The sequence below is a fragment of the Cryobacterium sp. 10I1 genome (assembly GCF_035019805.1).
Classification (GTDB): Bacteria; Actinomycetota; Actinomycetes; order Actinomycetales; family Microbacteriaceae; genus Cryobacterium; species Cryobacterium glucosi.
Genome location: NZ_JASJVF010000010.1, coordinates 13,900 through 32,823, shown reverse-complemented (window position 1 = coordinate 32,823; position 18,924 = coordinate 13,900). Strand labels below are relative to the sequence as shown.

14 protein-coding genes are annotated in these 18,924 nt (G+C 60.8%); 3 read left to right on the top strand and 11 right to left on the bottom strand.

Annotation, left to right across the window (positions count from 1 at the left end; all coding sequences use genetic code 11):
• Positions 1-682 precede the first annotated feature (682 nt).
• The 9 genes from QN345_RS02340 to QN345_RS02300 form a co-directional block, all read right to left on the bottom strand.
• Positions 683-934 (bottom strand): hypothetical protein, encoded by a 252-nt coding sequence (locus QN345_RS02340; protein ID WP_322188972.1) that lies wholly within the window; start codon positions 932-934, stop codon positions 683-685.
• On the bottom strand, positions 931-1,191 hold the full coding sequence (locus QN345_RS02335) for a hypothetical protein (protein WP_322188974.1): 261 nt from the start codon (positions 1,189-1,191) through the stop codon (positions 931-933). The genes QN345_RS02340 and QN345_RS02335 overlap by 4 nt, the downstream gene beginning before the upstream one ends.
• 40 nt (positions 1,192-1,231) lie before the next feature.
• Positions 1,232-1,900 carry a hypothetical protein gene (locus QN345_RS02330; RefSeq protein WP_323508430.1) on the bottom strand — a complete coding sequence of 223 codons (669 nt, stop codon included), beginning with the start codon at positions 1,898-1,900 and terminating at the stop codon, positions 1,232-1,234.
• 188 nt (positions 1,901-2,088) lie between these two features.
• A complete protein-coding gene (locus tag QN345_RS02325; protein ID WP_322188978.1) occupies positions 2,089-2,928 on the bottom strand; it encodes a tetratricopeptide repeat protein in 840 nt (279 codons plus the stop codon).
• A 13-nt stretch (positions 2,929-2,941) separates the two neighbouring features.
• Positions 2,942-3,649 (bottom strand): RHS repeat-associated core domain-containing protein, encoded by a 708-nt coding sequence (locus tag QN345_RS02320; protein ID WP_322188980.1) that lies wholly within the window; start codon positions 3,647-3,649, stop codon positions 2,942-2,944.
• 457 nt (positions 3,650-4,106) lie between these two features.
• A complete protein-coding gene (locus tag QN345_RS02315; RefSeq protein WP_323508429.1) occupies positions 4,107-10,511 on the bottom strand; it encodes a PA14 domain-containing protein in 6,405 nt (2,134 codons plus the stop codon).
• A 1,009-nt stretch (positions 10,512-11,520) separates the two neighbouring features.
• Positions 11,521-12,141: a hypothetical protein gene (locus tag QN345_RS02310; protein ID WP_322188984.1), complete on the bottom strand. Its 621-nt coding sequence runs from the start codon at positions 12,139-12,141 to the stop codon at positions 11,521-11,523.
• 81 nt (positions 12,142-12,222) lie between these two features.
• On the bottom strand, positions 12,223-13,302 hold the full coding sequence (locus tag QN345_RS02305; protein WP_322138491.1) for a DUF3039 domain-containing protein: 1,080 nt from the start codon (positions 13,300-13,302) through the stop codon (positions 12,223-12,225).
• 34 nt (positions 13,303-13,336) lie between these two features.
• Entirely contained in the window at positions 13,337-13,729 is a 393-nt protein-coding gene (locus QN345_RS02300) for a helix-turn-helix domain-containing protein (RefSeq protein WP_322138492.1), read from the bottom strand.
• A gap of 848 nt (positions 13,730-14,577) precedes the next feature.
• Between QN345_RS02300 and QN345_RS02295 the strand changes: the two genes are divergently transcribed.
• From QN345_RS02295 to QN345_RS02285, 3 genes are all read left to right on the top strand, one after another.
• Positions 14,578-15,297 carry a hypothetical protein gene (locus tag QN345_RS02295; protein ID WP_322188986.1) on the top strand — a complete coding sequence of 240 codons (720 nt, stop codon included), beginning with the start codon at positions 14,578-14,580 and terminating at the stop codon, positions 15,295-15,297.
• Positions 15,298-15,376: 79 nt separating this feature from the next.
• On the top strand, positions 15,377-17,428 hold the full coding sequence (locus tag QN345_RS02290) for a GNAT family N-acetyltransferase (protein WP_323508428.1): 2,052 nt from the start codon (positions 15,377-15,379) through the stop codon (positions 17,426-17,428).
• Entirely contained in the window at positions 17,421-17,897 is a 477-nt protein-coding gene (locus tag QN345_RS02285; RefSeq protein ID WP_322188990.1) for a hypothetical protein, read from the top strand. The genes QN345_RS02290 and QN345_RS02285 overlap by 8 nt, the downstream gene beginning before the upstream one ends.
• Before the next feature lie 191 nt (positions 17,898-18,088).
• Here QN345_RS02285 and QN345_RS02280 read toward each other — a convergent pair whose 3' ends face one another.
• A complete protein-coding gene (locus QN345_RS02280) occupies positions 18,089-18,466 on the bottom strand; it encodes a hypothetical protein (protein ID WP_322188992.1) in 378 nt (125 codons plus the stop codon).
• On the bottom strand, positions 18,456-18,770 hold the full coding sequence (locus tag QN345_RS02275) for a hypothetical protein (RefSeq protein WP_322188994.1): 315 nt from the start codon (positions 18,768-18,770) through the stop codon (positions 18,456-18,458). Before QN345_RS02275 ends, QN345_RS02280 begins: the two co-directional genes overlap by 11 nt.
• Positions 18,771-18,924: the final 154 nt, after the last annotated feature.

The following is an 18,924-nucleotide window of genomic DNA, read 5'->3' as shown; positions in this document are numbered from 1 at the left end:
AGTTAGAAACCTAGACGGAGAGCGGCGTGCACTCGTTAAGGCGCTCGGAAACCACCCACGGTAACGTCAGGAGAGCCCGAAATGTTGCTTATAGTGTCCGCAACACAATCGAGGCCGACCCAATTTGAGGAAGCGCAGTTGAGCCCAGTGGCACTGAGTCCCGACACAACCGCGAGCGGCTCCGCGACCGGGAGGAGCCACGGAACGGCAAGGCCTGTTGCGCCAAACGTAACTGAGACACGCGAAAGCTCCAGTGATGCTTCCTTGAAATTCGACGGCTCAACGTGAACTAATTCGCCATCCCAGTGCTGAGGTTGGCGAACAACCACCGTGGAATGTGTCGGTGCCGTCCAAATTCATTGCCGACGCTTCCATCGGCGCTTGTTTCGCCTGGCCGCGGACAACGGACGCCGACCGAAATGCAACTTTTCCAACGCTTCCTCCTCGGGCCCGAGGGGAACCCACTCAAACTGCCATTCTCGAGCGCGGTCCTCAAGATAGCTGCCGTCATCGATGAACACTTCACCGGGCGCCGTAGGGCTCGGGGACGGGCTTATGACCATCACCCACCAGTCGTCGACGAACTCAGGATAAATGTAGGCGTACCTGCCAGCCCAAGGACCGGCGGTGATCCGCGCAACGCGTCCTTGAAGTCCCCAGAATTCTTCCCCTAGCCACATGCCTAGACCGGATCTGCCGGATAGTCGTACGCGTTGCTCACTCCGCCTTCGACCGGGTCAACACTCAGGAACCGTCCGAGCGCTGGGACGAACTGTCGTGCGCCCATCTCGATGGTGGCGATGGTTCCAGCGTGCTCGGTGAGTTTGCCGGCTCCTCCGACCCAGCCCAGGGCAGCGTCGACTCCCGGGAGGATGTCGGGGAACGTGTCGTCGGCGGCAGTGGTGCCGATCCGCCGGTTCGGCATTTGGTTCATTGCAGCAAGCCCGATAGATTGGCGGCCTGTTGCGACCAAGTATTGAATGCCAGCCCAGCGTCCACGCCCGCCGCGACGCCGAGATTCGCTTGACTAACACTTGCTTGCTGCTGAAGGTATACAAAGCCGTTGCGCGAAGAGGCAAGGTCGTCGTACTCACTCGCTGCCTCGACCCGATGCTCGCTAACGGTAATGGGATCCCATTCCCATAGAACATCTCTGATTTCGGTCCAGACCCGACTCGACATCATCGTCACCTCTGCCCTGCTCGAGCTCTCCCCAGCGGTTGACACTCACCTAGTCTCGGTCAAAGTAAACGTTCTCTTCGGTGAACACCGACGAGCCGGCAACAATAAACGGCTCCTCTTCAAATTCATCGACAATGCTCGGCGACTCTGATGCTTGCGCGATGACGCGAATGACTGATCCGATAGCGTCCAACCCGGACATATCCGTTAGTGAATGCCACCCGCGCACGTGGGCGAATTCATAGAGCGCGGTTCCGAGACTTTCGACTCGCGATGCTGCCTGAGTTCGTCGGCTCTCTTCGCACAGCGCACCGAGGAGTTCGTCTCGTCCAGCAGCGATCACGTTGGCCTCGTGGACTACACGGTAGTCCGACCGTTGAAGCACGCTAATGATCTGTCCGTCGTCCGTGACAGCGGCCATGTCGTCCTCCTCTTCGTCGTCGTCCTCGTCCTCGTCCTCAAATTCGTGGAACAAGGCAAACGGGCCGCTTGTGCCGGTCAGCTCAAAATGAGCTTCCGCATATTTCAGCCCCGCGGCCGCTACGGCCTCAAACCATCCGTCGGGAAACGTTGAGGACTCGTTGTCGATGGATTCGTTTAGGGCCGCATTGTGTTGTGAGAGCGTCTCCACCAAGTGCCGCGTGGCCGTCTGTAGCGCATCGAGCGCTGCCGGAGTCCACTGCTCATTGTCATCGTCGTCATGATCATTTTCGTCCACGATAGTCACACGTAACCTGCCCTTTCGGGTCAATTTGATTGAACGATCAGTCTTTCCTCGACGCTAATGCCACCGATAGTGCCGGGCGTGTGTCGTGTGTCATTTATCGCTCTTGCCCGTATTCGTAGCGACGTCCTAGCTGGCGTTGGTCAGACACGCGCCGCGAGTGTAAATCACGCTGCGTTTCCTCAACTTTTCTTCGTAGTCTCGTCCGTCGCCATGTCACGCAGAGCAAACCTATCGCCACGCTCGGCCGCAAGCCGCAGAAAACGGTCGGCCTCATCTACTTTCTCGGCGTCCCTCAGAAGCCTGGACAAGTTGTATGACGCATTTCTGTCTCCAAGTTCAGACGCGGTGCGAAGGATGCTCTCGGCTTTCTCAATCTCGCCGCGACGTTCGAGGAGGTTCGCATACGGAATCATGCTGTCCAGTTCCCCCGCCTCAATTCCCGCAGAGTAGAGCGCTTCGGCGCCGTCCAAATCTCCCTGAGAAAGCACCACTTCGGCAAGATCAGCTCGAGCCGTGGGGTAGGAATTTGCACCCCGACGGAGCAGCGGCTCCGCGATATCAACATGTCCCAAACTCAATTCCCATGTTCCGAGCATTCCAGCAGCTGCATCGCCAGCTTCACCTTCGTGTTGCATGACGACGCGGAGTAGGTCCGAAGCTTCGTCGGTCGCCCCCTGCTGGCGAAGATGCCACGCCAAATTTACTCGTGCACGCTGGTCGCCCAGCTCGACCAGGTGGCGATAAATATCAATTGCCCGATCAACACCCCCCTGGTCTTCAAGGACCTGAGCGAGACTCAGCCCGCTGTCTCGGTCACCAGCTTGCCAACCGCGCTCGTAAGCGCGGATCGCCTGTTGTACATCTCCCGTGGCTAAGAAACTGTTGCCCAAATTGAGAGCGGCCCAACTCTCACCGTCCTTGACCGCGCGCTCGAAGAGCCGAATGGCCTCCGTGTGATCACCGCGATCTGCGGCATCGTTGCCACGCTCCACCAGATCTTTGTCTGAGTTATCCGTCACTGCTTGCCACCTCCTACTTTGGGTCTTTTCGTTTGTTGGGGTTGTTGAATTTTTTCGCCCCGCCGTGCCCGTCGCGCTTTGTATGCCTGTCTGAACCACTCTTGCCATTCTTGGTGGTGTCATGACCTTTAGAATTTGCGGCTGCCCGCGGCGCCTTCGGCTTGTGCCCCATTGTCATGACGTTTGCGCGTTGTGCGTTTTCAACCGCAAGGCTGCCGAGGTAGACGGCTCCAACAACAACGACTGCGGCAAGGACCACCCAACCCACGGGATTCCAGAAATCAGCTCCGCCAAATACTGCCATAGCAACTAGAACTTCGACGAAATTCCCTGTGAGGTCGAAATTGTTGATGGGGTCCGTTGGGCACACGTAGTCGTTGGCGTTGCCGCCCTCGACCGGGTCAACACTCAGGAAGCGTCCGAGGGCGGCGACGTACTGTCGTGCGCCCATTTCGATGGTGGCGATGGTTCCGGCGTGTTCGGTGAGTTTGCCGGCGCCTCCGACCCAGCCCAGGGCGACGTTGACTCCCGGGAGGTTGTCGGGGAAGGTGTCGTCCGCGGCAGTGGTGCCGATCAGCCCCGTGAGGGTGTCGATGGATTGCCCGAACGGGTCGTAGCGGTACGCTGCGGTCCTGGTGCCGCTTTCGTCGGCAGTGACCGCGACATCCCCGTGAATGTTGGGGTAGGACCACACCTGGGTTCCGTCCGTGCGGGCGGCCACGCTCGCGCCACCCGGCAGTGAGCGTGTGGTTTGCACGGGGACGCCCGTGCCGCCCAGGATGATGCTCGCTCCATTGGCTGTGGCGGTTTGCTCTCACAATCGTGCAAGAAACCTTCTCCACCATTTAACCCTCGGTGCCAAAGGGTCGGGTTTCACAGGTTTGGGACCCAAGGGGCGCCAACCGAAATGCTGGCGTTCAATCTCTTCCTCTGCGGGTCCCAGAGCAATCCATTCGAATTGCCATTCTTCTGCGCAAGTCTCCAGGTACTGACTGCCGTTTGTGTAAAAATCCCCCGGTACGCCTGGCGTAGGCGGGGGGTCGATGACCATCACCCACAAGTCATGCGCAAATTCAGGATAAACGAAAGCGTATCGACCGGCCCAAGGACCGCCATGCAGTCGGGCGATGCGCCCTTGCTCTCTCCAAAATTCTTCTCCGAGCCACATAAAGACGACCTTAGTGATTGATGTGGAAAACGAGGTAGCCTTGGTGGCCCTTAATGCCCCTAGAAATGTCCGAAGAGACGCCAAATCTACCTTTCGATGCCGCACCGCGGTACCCGCGCGTGCCGTTTTGAATGTATCTAGCACCGTTTCTCGCAAAGTCAGCAACGGCTGATTTCTGCCACGAACGTGTGTACAAGCGGCCTGCGATGGCGGCGACCGGGCGCGAAGCCGAAACAGCTTCAACCGCGCCCTCTGTTCCCTTCAGATAGGCGGTCGCTTTCAGAAGCACGCTCCCAACCTTGAAGGCTCCAGCGCCCGGAATAAATAGGGAGGCGATGGTCAAATTCGCCTCTCGCTCCCACTCCTCCGAGGTCGTACGTGCGTAGGGCGAGCAATAAGCGTTCCAGCTTCCACACACTTCCGCGTTGCCCGTCAGATCAAATCCGTTGATCGGGTCAAGCGGGTATGAGTAGTCATTGGCACCCCCACCCTCGACCGGGTCGACGGAGAGGAAGCGTCCCAGGGCGGCGACATACTGTCGTGCGCCCATTTCGATGGTGGCGATGGTTCCGGCGTGCTCGGTGAGTTTGCCGGCGCCTCCGACCCAGCCCAGGGCGGCGTTGACTCCCGGGAGGTTGTCGGGGAACGTGTCGTCGGCGGCAGTGGTGCCGATCAGCCCCGTGAGTGGGTCGATTGATTGCCCGAACGGGTCATAACGGTACGTTGCGGTCCTGGTCCCGGTTTCGTCGGCAGTGACCGCGACATCCCCGTGGATGTTGGGGTAGGACCACACCTGGGTTCCGTCCGGGCGGGCGGCCACGCTCGCGCCACCGGGCAGTGAGCGTGTGGTCTGCACTGGAATGCCCGTACCGCCCAGGATGATGCTCGCTCCGTTGGCTGTGGCGGCGAAACGTATCGTGGTTGCGGGGCCGGTGGGGGGTGTTTCGGTGCGTTGGATGATCTGTCCGCCCGCGTCCCGGATGTAAGCGAGGACCGTGCCATCGGTGAGGGTGGTGCGGACGTGCCGGTCTGCGATGTCGTAGGCCAGTGTCTGGTCGGCCAGTTTGGTGGTGTTGCCGTGGGAGTCGTAGCCGATGCCAGACGGTGGCACACCGGCGCCGACGGGGTAGACGGTCGCGGTGGGCCCCACGACACCGCTGGACGTCAGCCGGTCGGCCTGGTCGTAGCAGTAGGTGGTGGTTCGTGTTCCGGCCGTGCTTTGGTCGGAGCTGGCCGTCCGGTTGCCGTTTCTGCCCGCTCCCGTATTGAGGCCGCAGGACCCGGTGTTGGCGTATTGGTAGGTCAGTGTGTGGCCGGGGAGGGTGGCCGTGATCAGTCTTCCGGCAGCGTCGAATGCGTAGGTCGAGCTGACAGTGGTCCCGTCGGTGACGGTGTTCGCGACGATCCTTCCGGATTGGGAGCGGTTGACCTGGTCGGTGTAGCTGGTTTGTGCGGCAAATGCCCACGTCTGACCCGTGAGGGCCCCGGTCGCTGCGCGCTCGATGGCGGACAGGCTGGACCCGTTGGAGTAGGCGGCCGTGCTCAATCTCCCATACGTGTCGTAGGCGGGGTCGGCGAGCAATGTCCCGTCGACGGTGACCGTTTCGGCCTGACCGCTGATGTTGAAAGTTAGCACCGTCGTCGACGGGGCCTGACCGGGCACGGTGAACTGGGATGTGGTGCTCTGCCCGAGGAGGTTGTACGTGGCGGTGGTCACAACTCCCCACACGTCGGTGGATTGCACAACACGTCCGAGCAAGTCCGTGGTTGTGGTTGACGTCCCGGCGGGGTCGGTGATCGTGCTGGTCAGCGGGTCGGCCGGAAGAACACCGTTAGCCGCGGCGTAGTTGCGGGTCACTGTGCGCCCTGCGACACCGTTGTAGTCCGGGAACACAGTCGTGACGGGGCGGCCCCGGGCGTCATAGGCGGTACACGTCCACGCGCTGTCGCCGGTGCGTTTGGTTCCCACGGTGCGCCCGAACAGGTCAGAGACGAACTGGGTGGTCACCCGGGATCCGTCGCTGGCGGGAGGCTGAATGGTCTGTTTCAGGGCCCCGTACTGGCGTGCGCCCGCGTCCACTCCGCAGACCGGGCTTGTGGTCGACCAGGCTGCACCCACGGTTTCATCGTCGGAGTAGTACACGGATTGGGTTCCGGCGGCGCTCACGCTGGCGCCGGCGTCTACCCCGGCGGGCAGCATTCGTGACGTGCGGCGAAGATTGCTGTCGAAGCCGGTGGTGGTGCGAAGTTTCAGGCCGGCCGGGTCAAGGGTTGACGCAGTCGCAAGTCCGAGCCAGGGTGTCGCGTATTCCGTGGCCGTCGTGAGCGCGGGCACGTTCTGGTTCGTGACGCCCGCCGGGGCGCCGGTACCGACGGAGTCGTCAGTGCTCGTGCCCGTGGTCAGGTTGTACGCGGGCTTCAGCGCGGTGCCGGGAACTTTGACGTAGGCGGTGTCACCGGGCTTCTGCCAAATCAGGCTCAGCGCGGATGCTGAGGTGAGTTGGAAGTACTGCACGCGGATGCGCACGGTCTGTCCGGGCGTGGTCGCGGTGAAGGTTCCCGGCGCGGAGGGCAACCAGCTTGACGGGTGCCAGAAGTCGATGATGAGGTTGTCGTCAATGAAGACTTTCGTGCCGTCATCGGAGTACGTTTCCAACGAGTACTGGCCGGCTGTGGGGAACGTGATGGTGCCGGTGAGCTGCACCGACCAGTTGGTGGCCGGGATGCCCGTGACGGGTGGGAGGCCTGCCCAGTCTTTGTCGATCATGCCGTCGGTCACCGTCGAGATCCCCAGCGTCAGGGCTTTCGGCATGCCAGTGAGCGTGGCGTTGTCGTACCAGGCGGCCGAGAGTCCGTTCATGCCCTCGTCGTACTTGGTCGCCGAGTGACCGGGGGTGATGGCACAGCCTGCCACCGGCTTGAAGTCGCTGCCAAAACAGGTCGCGGGCGCTGGCCCGTACGTGTCCGTGGGACGGTTCAAGCTGTCGTACAGAGTCGTGGACGTGACGCCGACCGGATCCGTGGTCGAGAGGATCTGGTCCTTGCTGTTCCACTTCGCGGTGCTCGTGAGGCCGGCCGGTGAGGTGTCGGTCAGGGTCCGCCAGGCGTCGTCGTAGGTGACGGTGCGGGCATGTCCGTTCGGAAGAGTGCCCCAGGTTCCCTGACCTGCCACGTCGACCGTCGCCGTACGGGTGGCCGGGTTGTTCGTATACTGATGCCAGGGTTGCGCGGTCGCGGTGACCCCGTCCGGCGCGGCAGCTGTCACCTTGGCCGCACGTCCACCGGCGTCGTAGGCGATGGTGGTGCGGTTCTGATCCGATGCGGTCCGTCCAGGGACCCGCGCCCAGTCCGTCTGGAGGGGGTCGCGGACGCCAGTGACCCGCCGCAAGGTGTCGTAGCTGAAGGATGTTTCCTCAGCGCCCGGGTCCACGATTCCGATGAGCTCGCCCGCCGCGTTATAAAACAGCCGGGTGGTATCGGGGTCTCCGGGTTTGTGGCCGGGGTAGACGATCCGGCAAAGCATCCCGGCGGGGGGCGCCGTGGCTCCGGCCACAGTGGGACAGGCGGTGTTGGAGGCGTCCGAGTCGGCGCCGGTCAACGGCCCGCTGGTGAGGTCTCCGCTGTAGAAGTACCAGATGTCCCGGGCGGGACCCGTACCAGCGAGCCGGTCGAAGGTGCGCTTGACGCGCCCGTCGGCCCGATACTCCACCCCGGGCGCCACAGGCTTGTTCACGTCCAAGGGCGACAGGGCTTGTTCGATTGCACCGTCGGTGCGGAAGACATACATCACACCGCTTCCATCGGTGAGGGTGACTTTGTTGTCGGCACCGACCGCGATGACGCCCGCTTCACCAGGCGGCGGCGAGTATCCACCGGCGGGGTTGCGCTTGTAGGAATGCGTACTGCCGGCGGCGTCGGTCACGGTGATCGAGCCCTCCTCAACCCGGGCGCGCGTGTACGTGCCTTGATCTCCGGCGAGAACGGTCGAGGTCGCCCAACCGTCGGGAAGAATCTGCGACTGCTTGGTCAACCAGGATGCCGGAACGAGGAACTGGTCGCCCTTAGCGTTCTGGGCCCAGAGTTCGATCCGGGCGGCACCAGCGTTCTCGAAGTAGTCCAGCCGTAGCGGGGCCGCTGTGCCATCAAAGGACAGGGCGGTGCCCCACTGCACGTCCGCGGGCGAGGTGTTGGTCCACTGGTCGACGACCGTCGTCCCCGCGATGAAGAGGCGGGCGCCGTCGTCCCGTTTCACCCCGAACGTGTACAGGGCACTCGGGTGCGGGTTACCGGCACTCGCCGGGTCAACCGGCGGTGTCACGAAGCCGGTCCATTTTGCCATGAACACGTCCGCGGGGATCCCGTCGCCGGGAGAACCCGTGCCCCAGTTGAAGTTCACCTGCGGGTCAGAGCGCACCAACAGGCGTTTCGCCACAGAAATGTCCCAGGTTTGCGCCTGGCCGACGGGCGGAGCCCCATCAAAGTACTCACCGGTCAACCCGAGGTTCGACGCCGACTGCGAGTTGTAGTTGAACATCACCCCCATCGCGCCTCCCGCCGTCGAGACAGTCGGAGACGGGAAGCTGAGCGATGCGTTCCCGGAAGCCAGATTCACGCTCACCGGGCCGGCTGAATCTGACGGGGAGGGCCCGCCCGCCCCAAGCCGCTTGTTCACGGTGAAGGACGACACCCAGGGGGTGCCGGATTCGGTGTACTGATCATGGGTCAGCACGGTCCACGAATATGCGGTTCCGTCCTGCAACGACCCGGTCGGCACGGTCCAACTCGGCGAGTTCACCCACCCGGAATTCAAAACGCCTCCCATCCTCGAGTCCGCTCCGGTGGCGACACGGAACCAATACTGGATGGGCCGATTCTCCGGATTCACTACAGGTGAAACTGTCAGCGTGGGCTCCGTAGACACCACAACGCTCTTGTCGGATGGCAGGGCGGTGTTCTTGTCCGCCAGCGGCGGTGTATTGACCGTGAAGCTCCAGGTCGCTGACCCGCGTTCCGAGGACACGCCCCACGCACCAGAATAGTCGTCGGTGACGTACCCCTTCCAGTAGTACGTGTGCCCGGGTAGCAAGAGCACCGCGGGAACTTGGAGGGTGTCCGACCCTTGGTAGCCGGTCGACCAGATCGGCGACACGTCCGGGTTGGGGTTCTCACTGAGCTTGAACCCGAACGAAAGCGTTGTGCCCTGCGCCGCCGTATACCCGCCCAGTTTGAATGTCGGCGTCAAACTGATGTTGGTGGCTCCGTTGCCTGGCGAGGGCGCCACCAAGGTTCCCGGGGTCGGGAACTCCTTCCACCAGACATATATCTGGTTGGTGTTGTACTGCTTGTACGTGAAAGCATTCGTTTCTTCGCCGGTGAAGGTCAGCCACATTGCGGTGGTCCCACCGGCAGTCCAGGAGGCCATGTTTTGCGTGAAGGTGTCGTTCTGTATGTTGCCGCCGCCGTTGGTGTAGTTCACCGCCCCCAGGTATGAGCCCAAGTTGTCGTACATGAAGTTGTTCGAGACGTAGAGCCCGCCGGTGCGCGAGGTCGTGGTGCTGTCTGAGGACTGCCCGCCCAGGCCAATCTGCGCGCCCAAAACCTGCTTGCCGGCGATGGACCCCCAGTCGTACAGGGCCATCGTCCGCCAGGTCCCGTTCGTGTTCGTGTTTCCGACCTGGATGCCGTAGTTGTGGTTGTACTGCCCGTTCGTCTTGTAGGAATGCGACTCGGATGCGCCTTGGTAGAGATCGGGATCGACCATCACGGGATACACCCGCTCCTTGTCGTTGAGCCAACTCCTGTCGACGGAGAGGTCCAGTCGCCACGCGTCGCCGTCCTGACGCACCGCGACAGCGACGTCACCCTGGGTGTTGGCGCGGTCGCCTTTGGTTCCGGCCGAGTCCCAGGCAATCGGCCGCGGAATCACCAGCTGCGTGACACCGGCTTCGTCGTTGAAGAGGATATCGCCATTCTTCGGGTCGACGAGCAGCCGCAGCCCGCCGGTATCGATCCGCCATCCCCACGAGACGCGTCCCGACGTCCCAGGACTCTTGGAGAGCTTGAACAGCTCCTTGACGCCCGACGGCCGCACCTGGTAAATGAGGTCCGTGTTCGGGAACACGCCCGGGTATACAGCCTTGTCCTTCTCTTTGGACGACGGGGACTGATCACGCTGCATCGATCCACTCGCGGCGTCCACAAGTGCGAACGAGACCTTCCGCCCGTTGTTCGTCACGCTCAGCAGCGAAGACTCGTCGGAGCGTTCGGCGAAGACCGGAGCCAGAGGATTCTGGGACACTTCGGCGCCACCCTTGCCCAGAAAGGCGAACGGCCCACGCCCGGACAAATCCGTCAGAACCGGCTTCCACGCCCCGTCGACCTTGACGTTCAAAGGCACGTCCGAGAATTCGGTCATCTTCGAGTCGCCAGGACCCTGATAGGTCCGTTCGAAACCACTTTCAGACAAGACCTTCGCCGTTGACTTGTCAAAGCCCTTGAAGTCAGCGGCCTTGAGTTTCTCAGCCGGAGCCGGGGCTGGCACGGGAGCGATATACGTACTATCCGCCGGGGGATTTGAGAAGTCGCCGACTTGGGGCGCCTCGGCCGGAGGAGCTTTCGGAGTGGCCGAACCGTCGGGGAGGAGGGGTTCCGGCGTCGAAACGGCCTTCGCCGCGGCCTTCACGCTGAGCGCGGAAGCGCTGGACGGCTGCACGACTCCGACAACGAGAATCGATGAAAGAACCAGTCCAAGTGCAATGTTCACGACACGACGAGCACGGATCATGGCTCCCCCAAACGCACGATGGCGTCCTCATCAACGCCACTGTGCGTTGCCTGAGGGGAGTAAACCACCCTTGCAATATCCTGTGAAGGGCCTGACCATCACCTGTGAATATGACAAATACTTATGTTAGTCGGGAAGGAAATAAAAAGCTGTTCAAAAGGCATTTCGGTGTCAGATGCGGAACGAGTGTGGCCCCTGAACTGGGGGACAATTCGGACACAGAGCCGCTTCACGAAAGGGGCCTCCGGGCCTGCCGTGGGGACGTGAAGACGATTGGAAAGCATGTCGCGAACGCCCACAGTGAGGAGCTGGTCGATATCCCAGCTGTCTCAAAATTTGCGACAGCTGGGAAGGAAGGCGGTCGAGTCGTTGAGCGCAGTAACGAGCTTTCGCTTGGACCTTACATGGCTCAAGCAGAAATTCGTGCTGCCTTTAGTTGCGTTCATCGGGGCTGTCGTGGCGGTATTCGCGCTGCACATGTAACCAACGCCCGTTGGGCTCCTCAAAGGATTCTCCCTGGCACAATTCGGTTGGTTCACCCTCGCCGAGACGAACCATGCCGCCGGTACAGTGCCGTGCTGGGCCGCGCAAAGTCATGGACCTTGCTCTCGCTCGTGCCCCCATTACCCACGCCGACTCCCTACGCCCCAAGCACCCCGTCAACAAGCTTCCCCAGCCGGGCAACGGCTTCAAACCCCTTGCGGCTCACCATGAATCCAATGAGCCGGTCCTTGTCGAGTCTGCCTACCGCCCGGAGCTCACGAAGGTCGTGGAGCGCATCGCGCTTGCCGGCTGCGTCGGCCCACCCGTTGTTGCCGTTCCAGAGGATTCGCTCGTAGAGCTTGGTCTCTGCCTCTCCGAGCGGAGCCTGCACCTCGCGCGTCGCCACGTTGAACGCCCCGTTCACTGCGGCCCAGCCATGAAGTGGCACGGTGGGGAACTCGACGACAACGACCTTGCTGACGCCATCGCTGGGAAGCGCTCGAGAAAGAAGTTTGAGGCTGGGGTGAAGCAGGACTACAACGCGCGCCTGGTTTCCGAGGCGCCCGGAAGACTTCTCTGTGACAAAGTCCACGCCTTTTAGTGAATCCGGGATCTGGTTCTTCACGGTGACGGCCACTTGAAGCGGGAGGCGTGCGTCTCGTGCAACGAGCCGGCCGAGTTCGGCGCCGGGGATGAAGTTGTTGACCTCGTCCGTCCAGGGAACAGAGAACAGCCTGTGGGCACGCGTGTCGACCTGTGTTGAATCCCGTGGAGTCATATTTCTGAGGCTATCCGGCAGCACCGACAGCGCCGTCGCGTGCGGCACGTGGTCCTGCTGCCAGGAGCACCTGTGGATAATTTAGGCCGAAGGGCTATCGCGTACATTCGCGCACGTCAGACACACGAGGAGTGCCTCGTGGTCGTGCATGGGCACGAACCAGTGACCACACACCGCCCGCACCGCGCTTCCCTCGAGTGACGCTTCGGTTAGTCCTGTGACCGGCGTGTAGTGAGCGATGGTCCCCATTCTCACTACACCGGGAAGATCTCCCGCAGCCAGGCGTCCCTCACTCCTGGTCTGGCGAGCACGTGCACTCGTCGTCTGGTCTACAAGCACTCGATACGATATGGCCTCACCGGCGAGGGGAGCCGCTGTCCATTCAAGCGTTTCAGGCTGCACGGACGCGAGAATCGTCCGGGTCGCAACGCTATTCAGGTGCGCGTATTTTCTTTCCATGGGAGCAATCGTCAGAATTGCCTCGGTTAATTGTTCGCCCGCCTCTTCGAGGGTCTCGATGGAAATGGACAGTTCCATGAGGACATCCAGCTCTGCTGCTGGTCGGAGGATTTTCAACGGACCGGCATTGGACGTATCCAGGGCATTCGCCAGCAGAATAAGCACGGAGAGGTGAAGTTGCATTTTCCAAGCGTCGAGCTGTGCAACCTTGCAGTCGACCACTTCCAAAGCCCGGTCTTCAGCCTGGGGAAGAAACGCATCGGAATTGCCAGCGCATTCATCTGCGAACCACGAGTAGAAATCTTCAGGCGAACCCGCTCTGTGATATCCCGCAGCCCCAAACCATACGGTTTGGGACCCATCCTCAATCAAAACAGTTGCCGCTCCCCGCCAACGGGACGAAAAGGTCTGCTTCCACCATGCCCGGTCGGACACCGCACTGATGGCTTCGCGGAGCGTGCTCGCGTCATCCGCACCAGAGAACTGGTCGTCAAACGCATGAATGATGGGATGCCTCAGTCGCGATATTGGAGGTAGTCGCCGAAGCATGTCTCCAATTTCGGAATCCTTGGCTTTGCCGGCTATTCGCCGTGCAACGACTCGGCGGAGCTCCACCGCATTCCTCAGGTCGGCCGGATCAATCCAGTCCTGCTTCAGGTCGTCACATATACATCGGAGGGTAACGCGTCGGGCTCTGCTCACTAGCCCAGCCTACGAGACCCCCAGCACAAAAAAGCTAGGACATCTCGTCGAGTGCGGCGTCCTCGGAGGCACTTCCCCCAGCGAAGGCCAGCGCCGTCTGGCTTTGCGCGTGGAACATCCGGCTTTGATAGGCAACTAGATCTCTACCAAGAATCCTCTTATCTCGCACCCCCACGACGAAAAAAGAAAGCGCGCCCGAATCGAGAACTTTGTATAGATGAGTTCGACTTAGCCCGAGAAAACGGGCAGCTTCGGATGGCGTGACCGAAGAACCCTCAGCGAGGACGAGGACATTTTCTCCTCTGCGCAATTCAGCGGCCATGGAATCGAGCGCACTCTTTAGCGTTCCGGAAGGAAGCTGATCTCGGGTGCTTTCGAGAGTTCTTAGCTGGTCGGCGGAAACGTCGGATACGGAGACCGTTGTCATTGTCGGATGCTCATTCCGGAAAGTGAATTTTGGATAGTTAGTTTTATATGGGCTAAGGACTAGAGCCTCGGCGGCGCAACGTGGTTGAAGAATTATCAACAAGATTTTCGGTGACGCATGTCACAAGTGTCACAGGTGCCACAACTGTTGTCAACTCGTCGACGCAGCGGTGAGGCCCACCACAAGTTCGTGAAAGACGCCCGACCTTCTCCAGAACTTGGGTAACCTCTCAAGACTGTGCCCCGTCGCTGCCAGCGGAGTGGCATTAACCGCGTATCCATTGGCGAGAAGGTAGGCATGTTAGCAATTGGGGCGTGCGAACGAGCTCTGCATGGCGTTGGTTCCAGCTATCACCTTGACCGTTGGCGTCTTTGGCAATCTCTACACAGAGTCGCTGAGAGATTCGCGACTCCGCAGACGCGAGGAAGTCGCTCGAGTCGATGGGCGCAAACGGATATTGGTGGACCGGACGGAGCGCACGATGTCCTCATAAAGCTCACGTCGGACCATGTGCGCGTGGAAGGCCAACGGCGCAAAATGCTCAGAGGTGACGTCTTAGCTCTCCCCGTTCCCCGTTTGGCTTCAACTTGGGATTCCGCGGCCCAGAGACAGCAAGTCCCCGGGGAGTACCCAGTCGTGACGAGAGTCACCTTTGGCGCACGGATTACCTGGACATCACCTCGAGGCCGACAGCAAGAAACCGAGGTCACCTCGTCCGTGTCAGCGCCTGACGGCAGGACCGTCTAACGCGGGTTACGTGGGGTCGGCTCGCCGGGCCCGAACGTACCAATTGGCCTCAGGTCGTCGGGCTGGCTTTCATCAGCTCTGGGCTCCTCCTCTCCGGCTCCATGTTCTTGCCAGGAATTGACCCATTTCTTCGAGCGGCAGGCGCAACCACAGCAGGCCTGTTCATAGGCGGCGGCCTCCAGCTGAAACCCTTGACCTTCATTCGTAAGGCGGTGTCTCACCCCAACCCCAAGCTTGGGTGGATTCTCGTCGCGGCATCTCTGGCACTGGCGACTGGTTTTGGCGTCCTTCTCGTGTTCCGTCAGTGGACGAATGACTGGGTACCCCTCGGGTTCCTTATCTTGGGTCTGGCAGTTTGCGCGCTCGGCTCGGGTCTTGGGAATCTATATCCCGGGGGCAACAAGCACCCTGAAGTATTTCTGCTGCCTGTGGGATTCAACGGCCTCCTCCTGTTCGAGACCGGACTTCACACGGATGCGAGCTCATCCCCGCTGACAGTGATGGTCTTTGTCCCAGCATTGGTCGTTTCAGTTGTGCTCACGGTTTGGGCGTTTCAAATTCGCGGAGCAGCAACCGCCGAATATGCCAAGGCGACGGAGGTCGCTCGTGGCGTCCTCTGGGGCTGGCTCCTCCTATTCGCCGCGAGCGTCTTTTCGTCCATGGTCGGGATCCACCTTGATGGCAAAGACTCCCTCGACCCGCTGCGCTTTCTGCTGCCGCTAGTTACGTTTGGCTCGGTCATCGCTGCCGTAACCACTGGTTTTTCGAGGTACGCGGAGGTCAAAGGCGCACTGGAGATGGAGACATCCCTGAATCGTTAGCAGCACACGGCCGAGTCGTCATCGGTGTCCGTCGAGCGTGACTAGGCTGACCCTGCAGAGACCGGGGAGGGCAATCGCCATGGGGGATCGTTTCATTTATTGGCAGCCAGGATTGGCTGACGCCGAAGGTCTACTGTCTGGCACTCTCGAGGTGGCCAAGGAGAATAGTGCAACGCTCGGTTTTCTACCGAATGCCGCCTTCACCGACCGAGCCGCGCACAATGGTCTCCTCGTGGCGTCGCGGGATGGGATCGTCGTTGGCTATGTCCTGTATGACCTCCCAAAGTCCCACATCAAACTCGTTCACGTCAGCGTGACTGCTGGCAGCCGCGGCGACGGGCTTGCGGCCCGAATGGTCGAGCACGTCATCGAATCGAACCCTCGCCGGACAGGAATCCTTGCCAATTGCCGCAGGGACTATGACATGGATGCGTTCTGGACGTCCCTTGGCATGTCGCCGAGGTCGGATAAGCCTGGCCGAGCTCTCGATGGATCCACCCTCACAGTTTGGTGGCGACCTCTCGGTGAACTGGACCTGTTCGACGGACTGATATCGGAGTCAGGCAACCCTCTCATCGTCTTGGACTCGAACGTAGTTATCGACCTTCATTCGTCCCCGACAGTCAAGCGCCCAAACCGAGTTGAATCACGCGCACTCGTCGGCGACTGGCTCCAGGCAGCAGCAGCGTTCGCGGTGTCACCGCACCTCGACGTAGAACTCAACAAGCTCAGTGACCCGTTGGAACGAAAGCAGCAGATGAGTGGATCAGCGCACCTCATCCGCCTCCGCAGCGACCAGACAGCATCCAAAATTCTTTCCGGCGAGCTCGCATCGCGCATCACCACTGCTGAGTTCTCAAGAGACGCAAGCCTCAGCGACGACTTCATTCATCTCGCGGACGCCGTCAGGGCCAACGCCGACTTCTTCGTAACGAACGACGGCAATCTCATTTCTCTTACGCAAGAGTGGCTCGAGAGAGACTTTGGACTGGCCATCGTCCGGCCTCATGAACTCGTAATACGACTCGACAAATCCGGTGAACGTCCACTCTACGAACCGAGGCTCCTTCAATCCGTCGACTTCGAGTTCCAAAACGCGACGACGCGATCCGACGCAGCCCTTGAGGACGCCTTCCTGAACTTCACCGGACATGAACGCGGCCAAGACTTCCGCTCCAGGTTGCGCGCAGCTCTCGCCGGTGCTGAAGGGCTTTCCGCCCAAATTCTCACGGACGGCGTCGGCAAGTTATACGGCATCCTGGTAACCCAAGTGGTTGACGGATGCCTGCAGGTACCACTGTTCCGTGTTTCCCGAGGGCACATCGCTTCAACCGTCGCGTTCCAACTTGCCCGACGCCTGCGAAGCCTTGCTCTGCAGCAAAGTGTTGGACAAATCGCAATTGATGACCCAGTCCTTCAGAGCGTCACCAAAGAGGCACTCGTCCATGACGGGTTCCAAGAGGTGTCGAACGTCTATTCAGCCCGAACCATTGACGCTTATTTCAATACTGCCGAACTCGGTGCTGATCTCGGCGAGCAGGTCAACGTCAGCACGGCAGACGCCGTAGCTGAGGTCGAGAGGCGTCTATGGCCATTGTTAATCCGGGAGGACGTAACGCCGTGCGTTGTGCTCCCCATTCGGCCCCAGGCCGCCATGGAACTCTTCGGGTATCCGGCGAACCTCGTGGATCGCAGTCCGTCTTTGGGGTTGCGCCGGGAGCACGTATATTTCGCAAGCTCGAACACGAAACTCGTCTCAGCCCTACCGGTTAGGGCGCTCTGGTATATCAGCGCCGACGCGACAGTCGCTGAGCGATTGATTTTCGCGCACTCTCGCATCATCGAATGCTTGGACCTGCCCACTGCTGAGGCGAATCAGCGCTTCTCCCATATGGGTGTTTACAAACTCAAGCAGTTGCAAGTGGCGGCTGGAAAACGCAGCACGGTGCGGGTAATTCGCTTTGAGGACACGCATCTGTTACCTCGTCCCCTTCCGCGCCGGCAGCTTAAGCCCGTCAAGGAAAGGCACGGGGTTGTGGGAAACTTTCAATCGACCCGGTCGGTGCCAGTTGGCTTCTTTCACGATATTTTGGACGCTCAAAGAGATGATGCAGGCGAGGTCCATGGCTGAAGTACTTTTGGCAATTAAGCCCGTTTTCGCGGCGGCCATCTTAAGCGGCGTCAAAAAGGTGGAGCTGCGTCGTCGAGTTCCTCTTTGGGCGCCGGGCACGATTGTGCACATGTACGCGAGCACACCTCAGCGTGCTGTGACCGGTTCGTTTGTTGTGAAGGAGGTACTGCGCGCGGAGCCTTGGCTTCTCTGGCGGGACTACCATCGCGACCTTCACTTGAACTTCGATGAATTCAGCAGCTACCTTGCAGGTCTGTCCCATGGATTCGCTATTGAGATTGAAAGCCAGGCGACCTACCCGACACCAGTGTCGCTTGAGGAGATCCGATCAACCCTCGCCATACAGCCGCCCCAGAGCTTCCGATACTTATCGGCACCCAAAGTTGAGCAGCTGCGAACTCTCGCGTCTGTTCATCCCATCCAGCCCGAACAGCACGGTGAAGTTGAACACAATCGGGCAGCCGGCTAAGCCCTAGCGCCGCTCCGGCGATCAACGCGCCCGTGATGACTTCACTGTCCCTTAGCCCAGCACAGGCCTCCCGTCGAAGGGACGGCACAGAGGGACCTACAGGGGTGGCACCACCCTGAAATCAGCCTGGCCTGACCGCGCGCAAGCCGCCTCTCCACCACAACCCGGCCAACTACCGAATTAGTCTTCTCTCACCACTCCACCGTCGCCTCGTCCCGCGCCTTCTCGACGAGCTCGTCCGGCTCATCCAGGTGCTCCACCGGCCGGTCGCCGCCGAAGTAGCCGGAGGGGAAGCACAGCCAGACGACGAGCTCGTTCTGCGACAAGGCCACCTCGTGCGCGAGCTCGACCAGGGCGGGAATGACCGGTGCGACATGTCCCGATTCGAATTGGAAGCCTGGATACGCGTACGCACGTCCTCGCTCGATGGCGAGGAGCTGTCCATCCGCTCTCATCCGAGAGACCACGTCGACATCGGTCTTCGGCAGATTCAGGGCCTCCAACACTTCCTCAGGGTTGAGCAGCCCCCAGGTCGCCTCTATTTCGCGCCAGACCGTCTCAATCCTCATGGCCGGCACCTGACTGCTCGACGCGCTCAATCCGGCGGATCTGGCTGGTGACATGCCAGTAGAAGTCAGTCATCTCGTCGTCGGAGATCATCGTCCACCGTCCGGGCTCCCCGACACTGCACGCCTCGAGGGTGCGGAGCGGCCGCGTCACGTCGTTGAAGGTGGCCGGCCGGCCTGAACCCGGAATGCGCGTGACCGTCTTGGCGTCCAGGTCGAGGATGTGTGAGCTGCCCTGCGTGACAACGCGCCAGACGCCGCCCTCGTCACCAGCTAGGGACGTGACCTCCTGCGGTTCGTGCTCCATGTTCGCCGACCCTCCCTGTCGACCAGTTCGCTTCGCCGACACACTCTGGACTCAGATACGTTTAATGCATATACTAATCCGCAATTCAAGCCTTTGGGGTTGCGGTGACAAGTTCCGACTACGAACCGAATCTGGACTTGGCAGTCTGGATCGA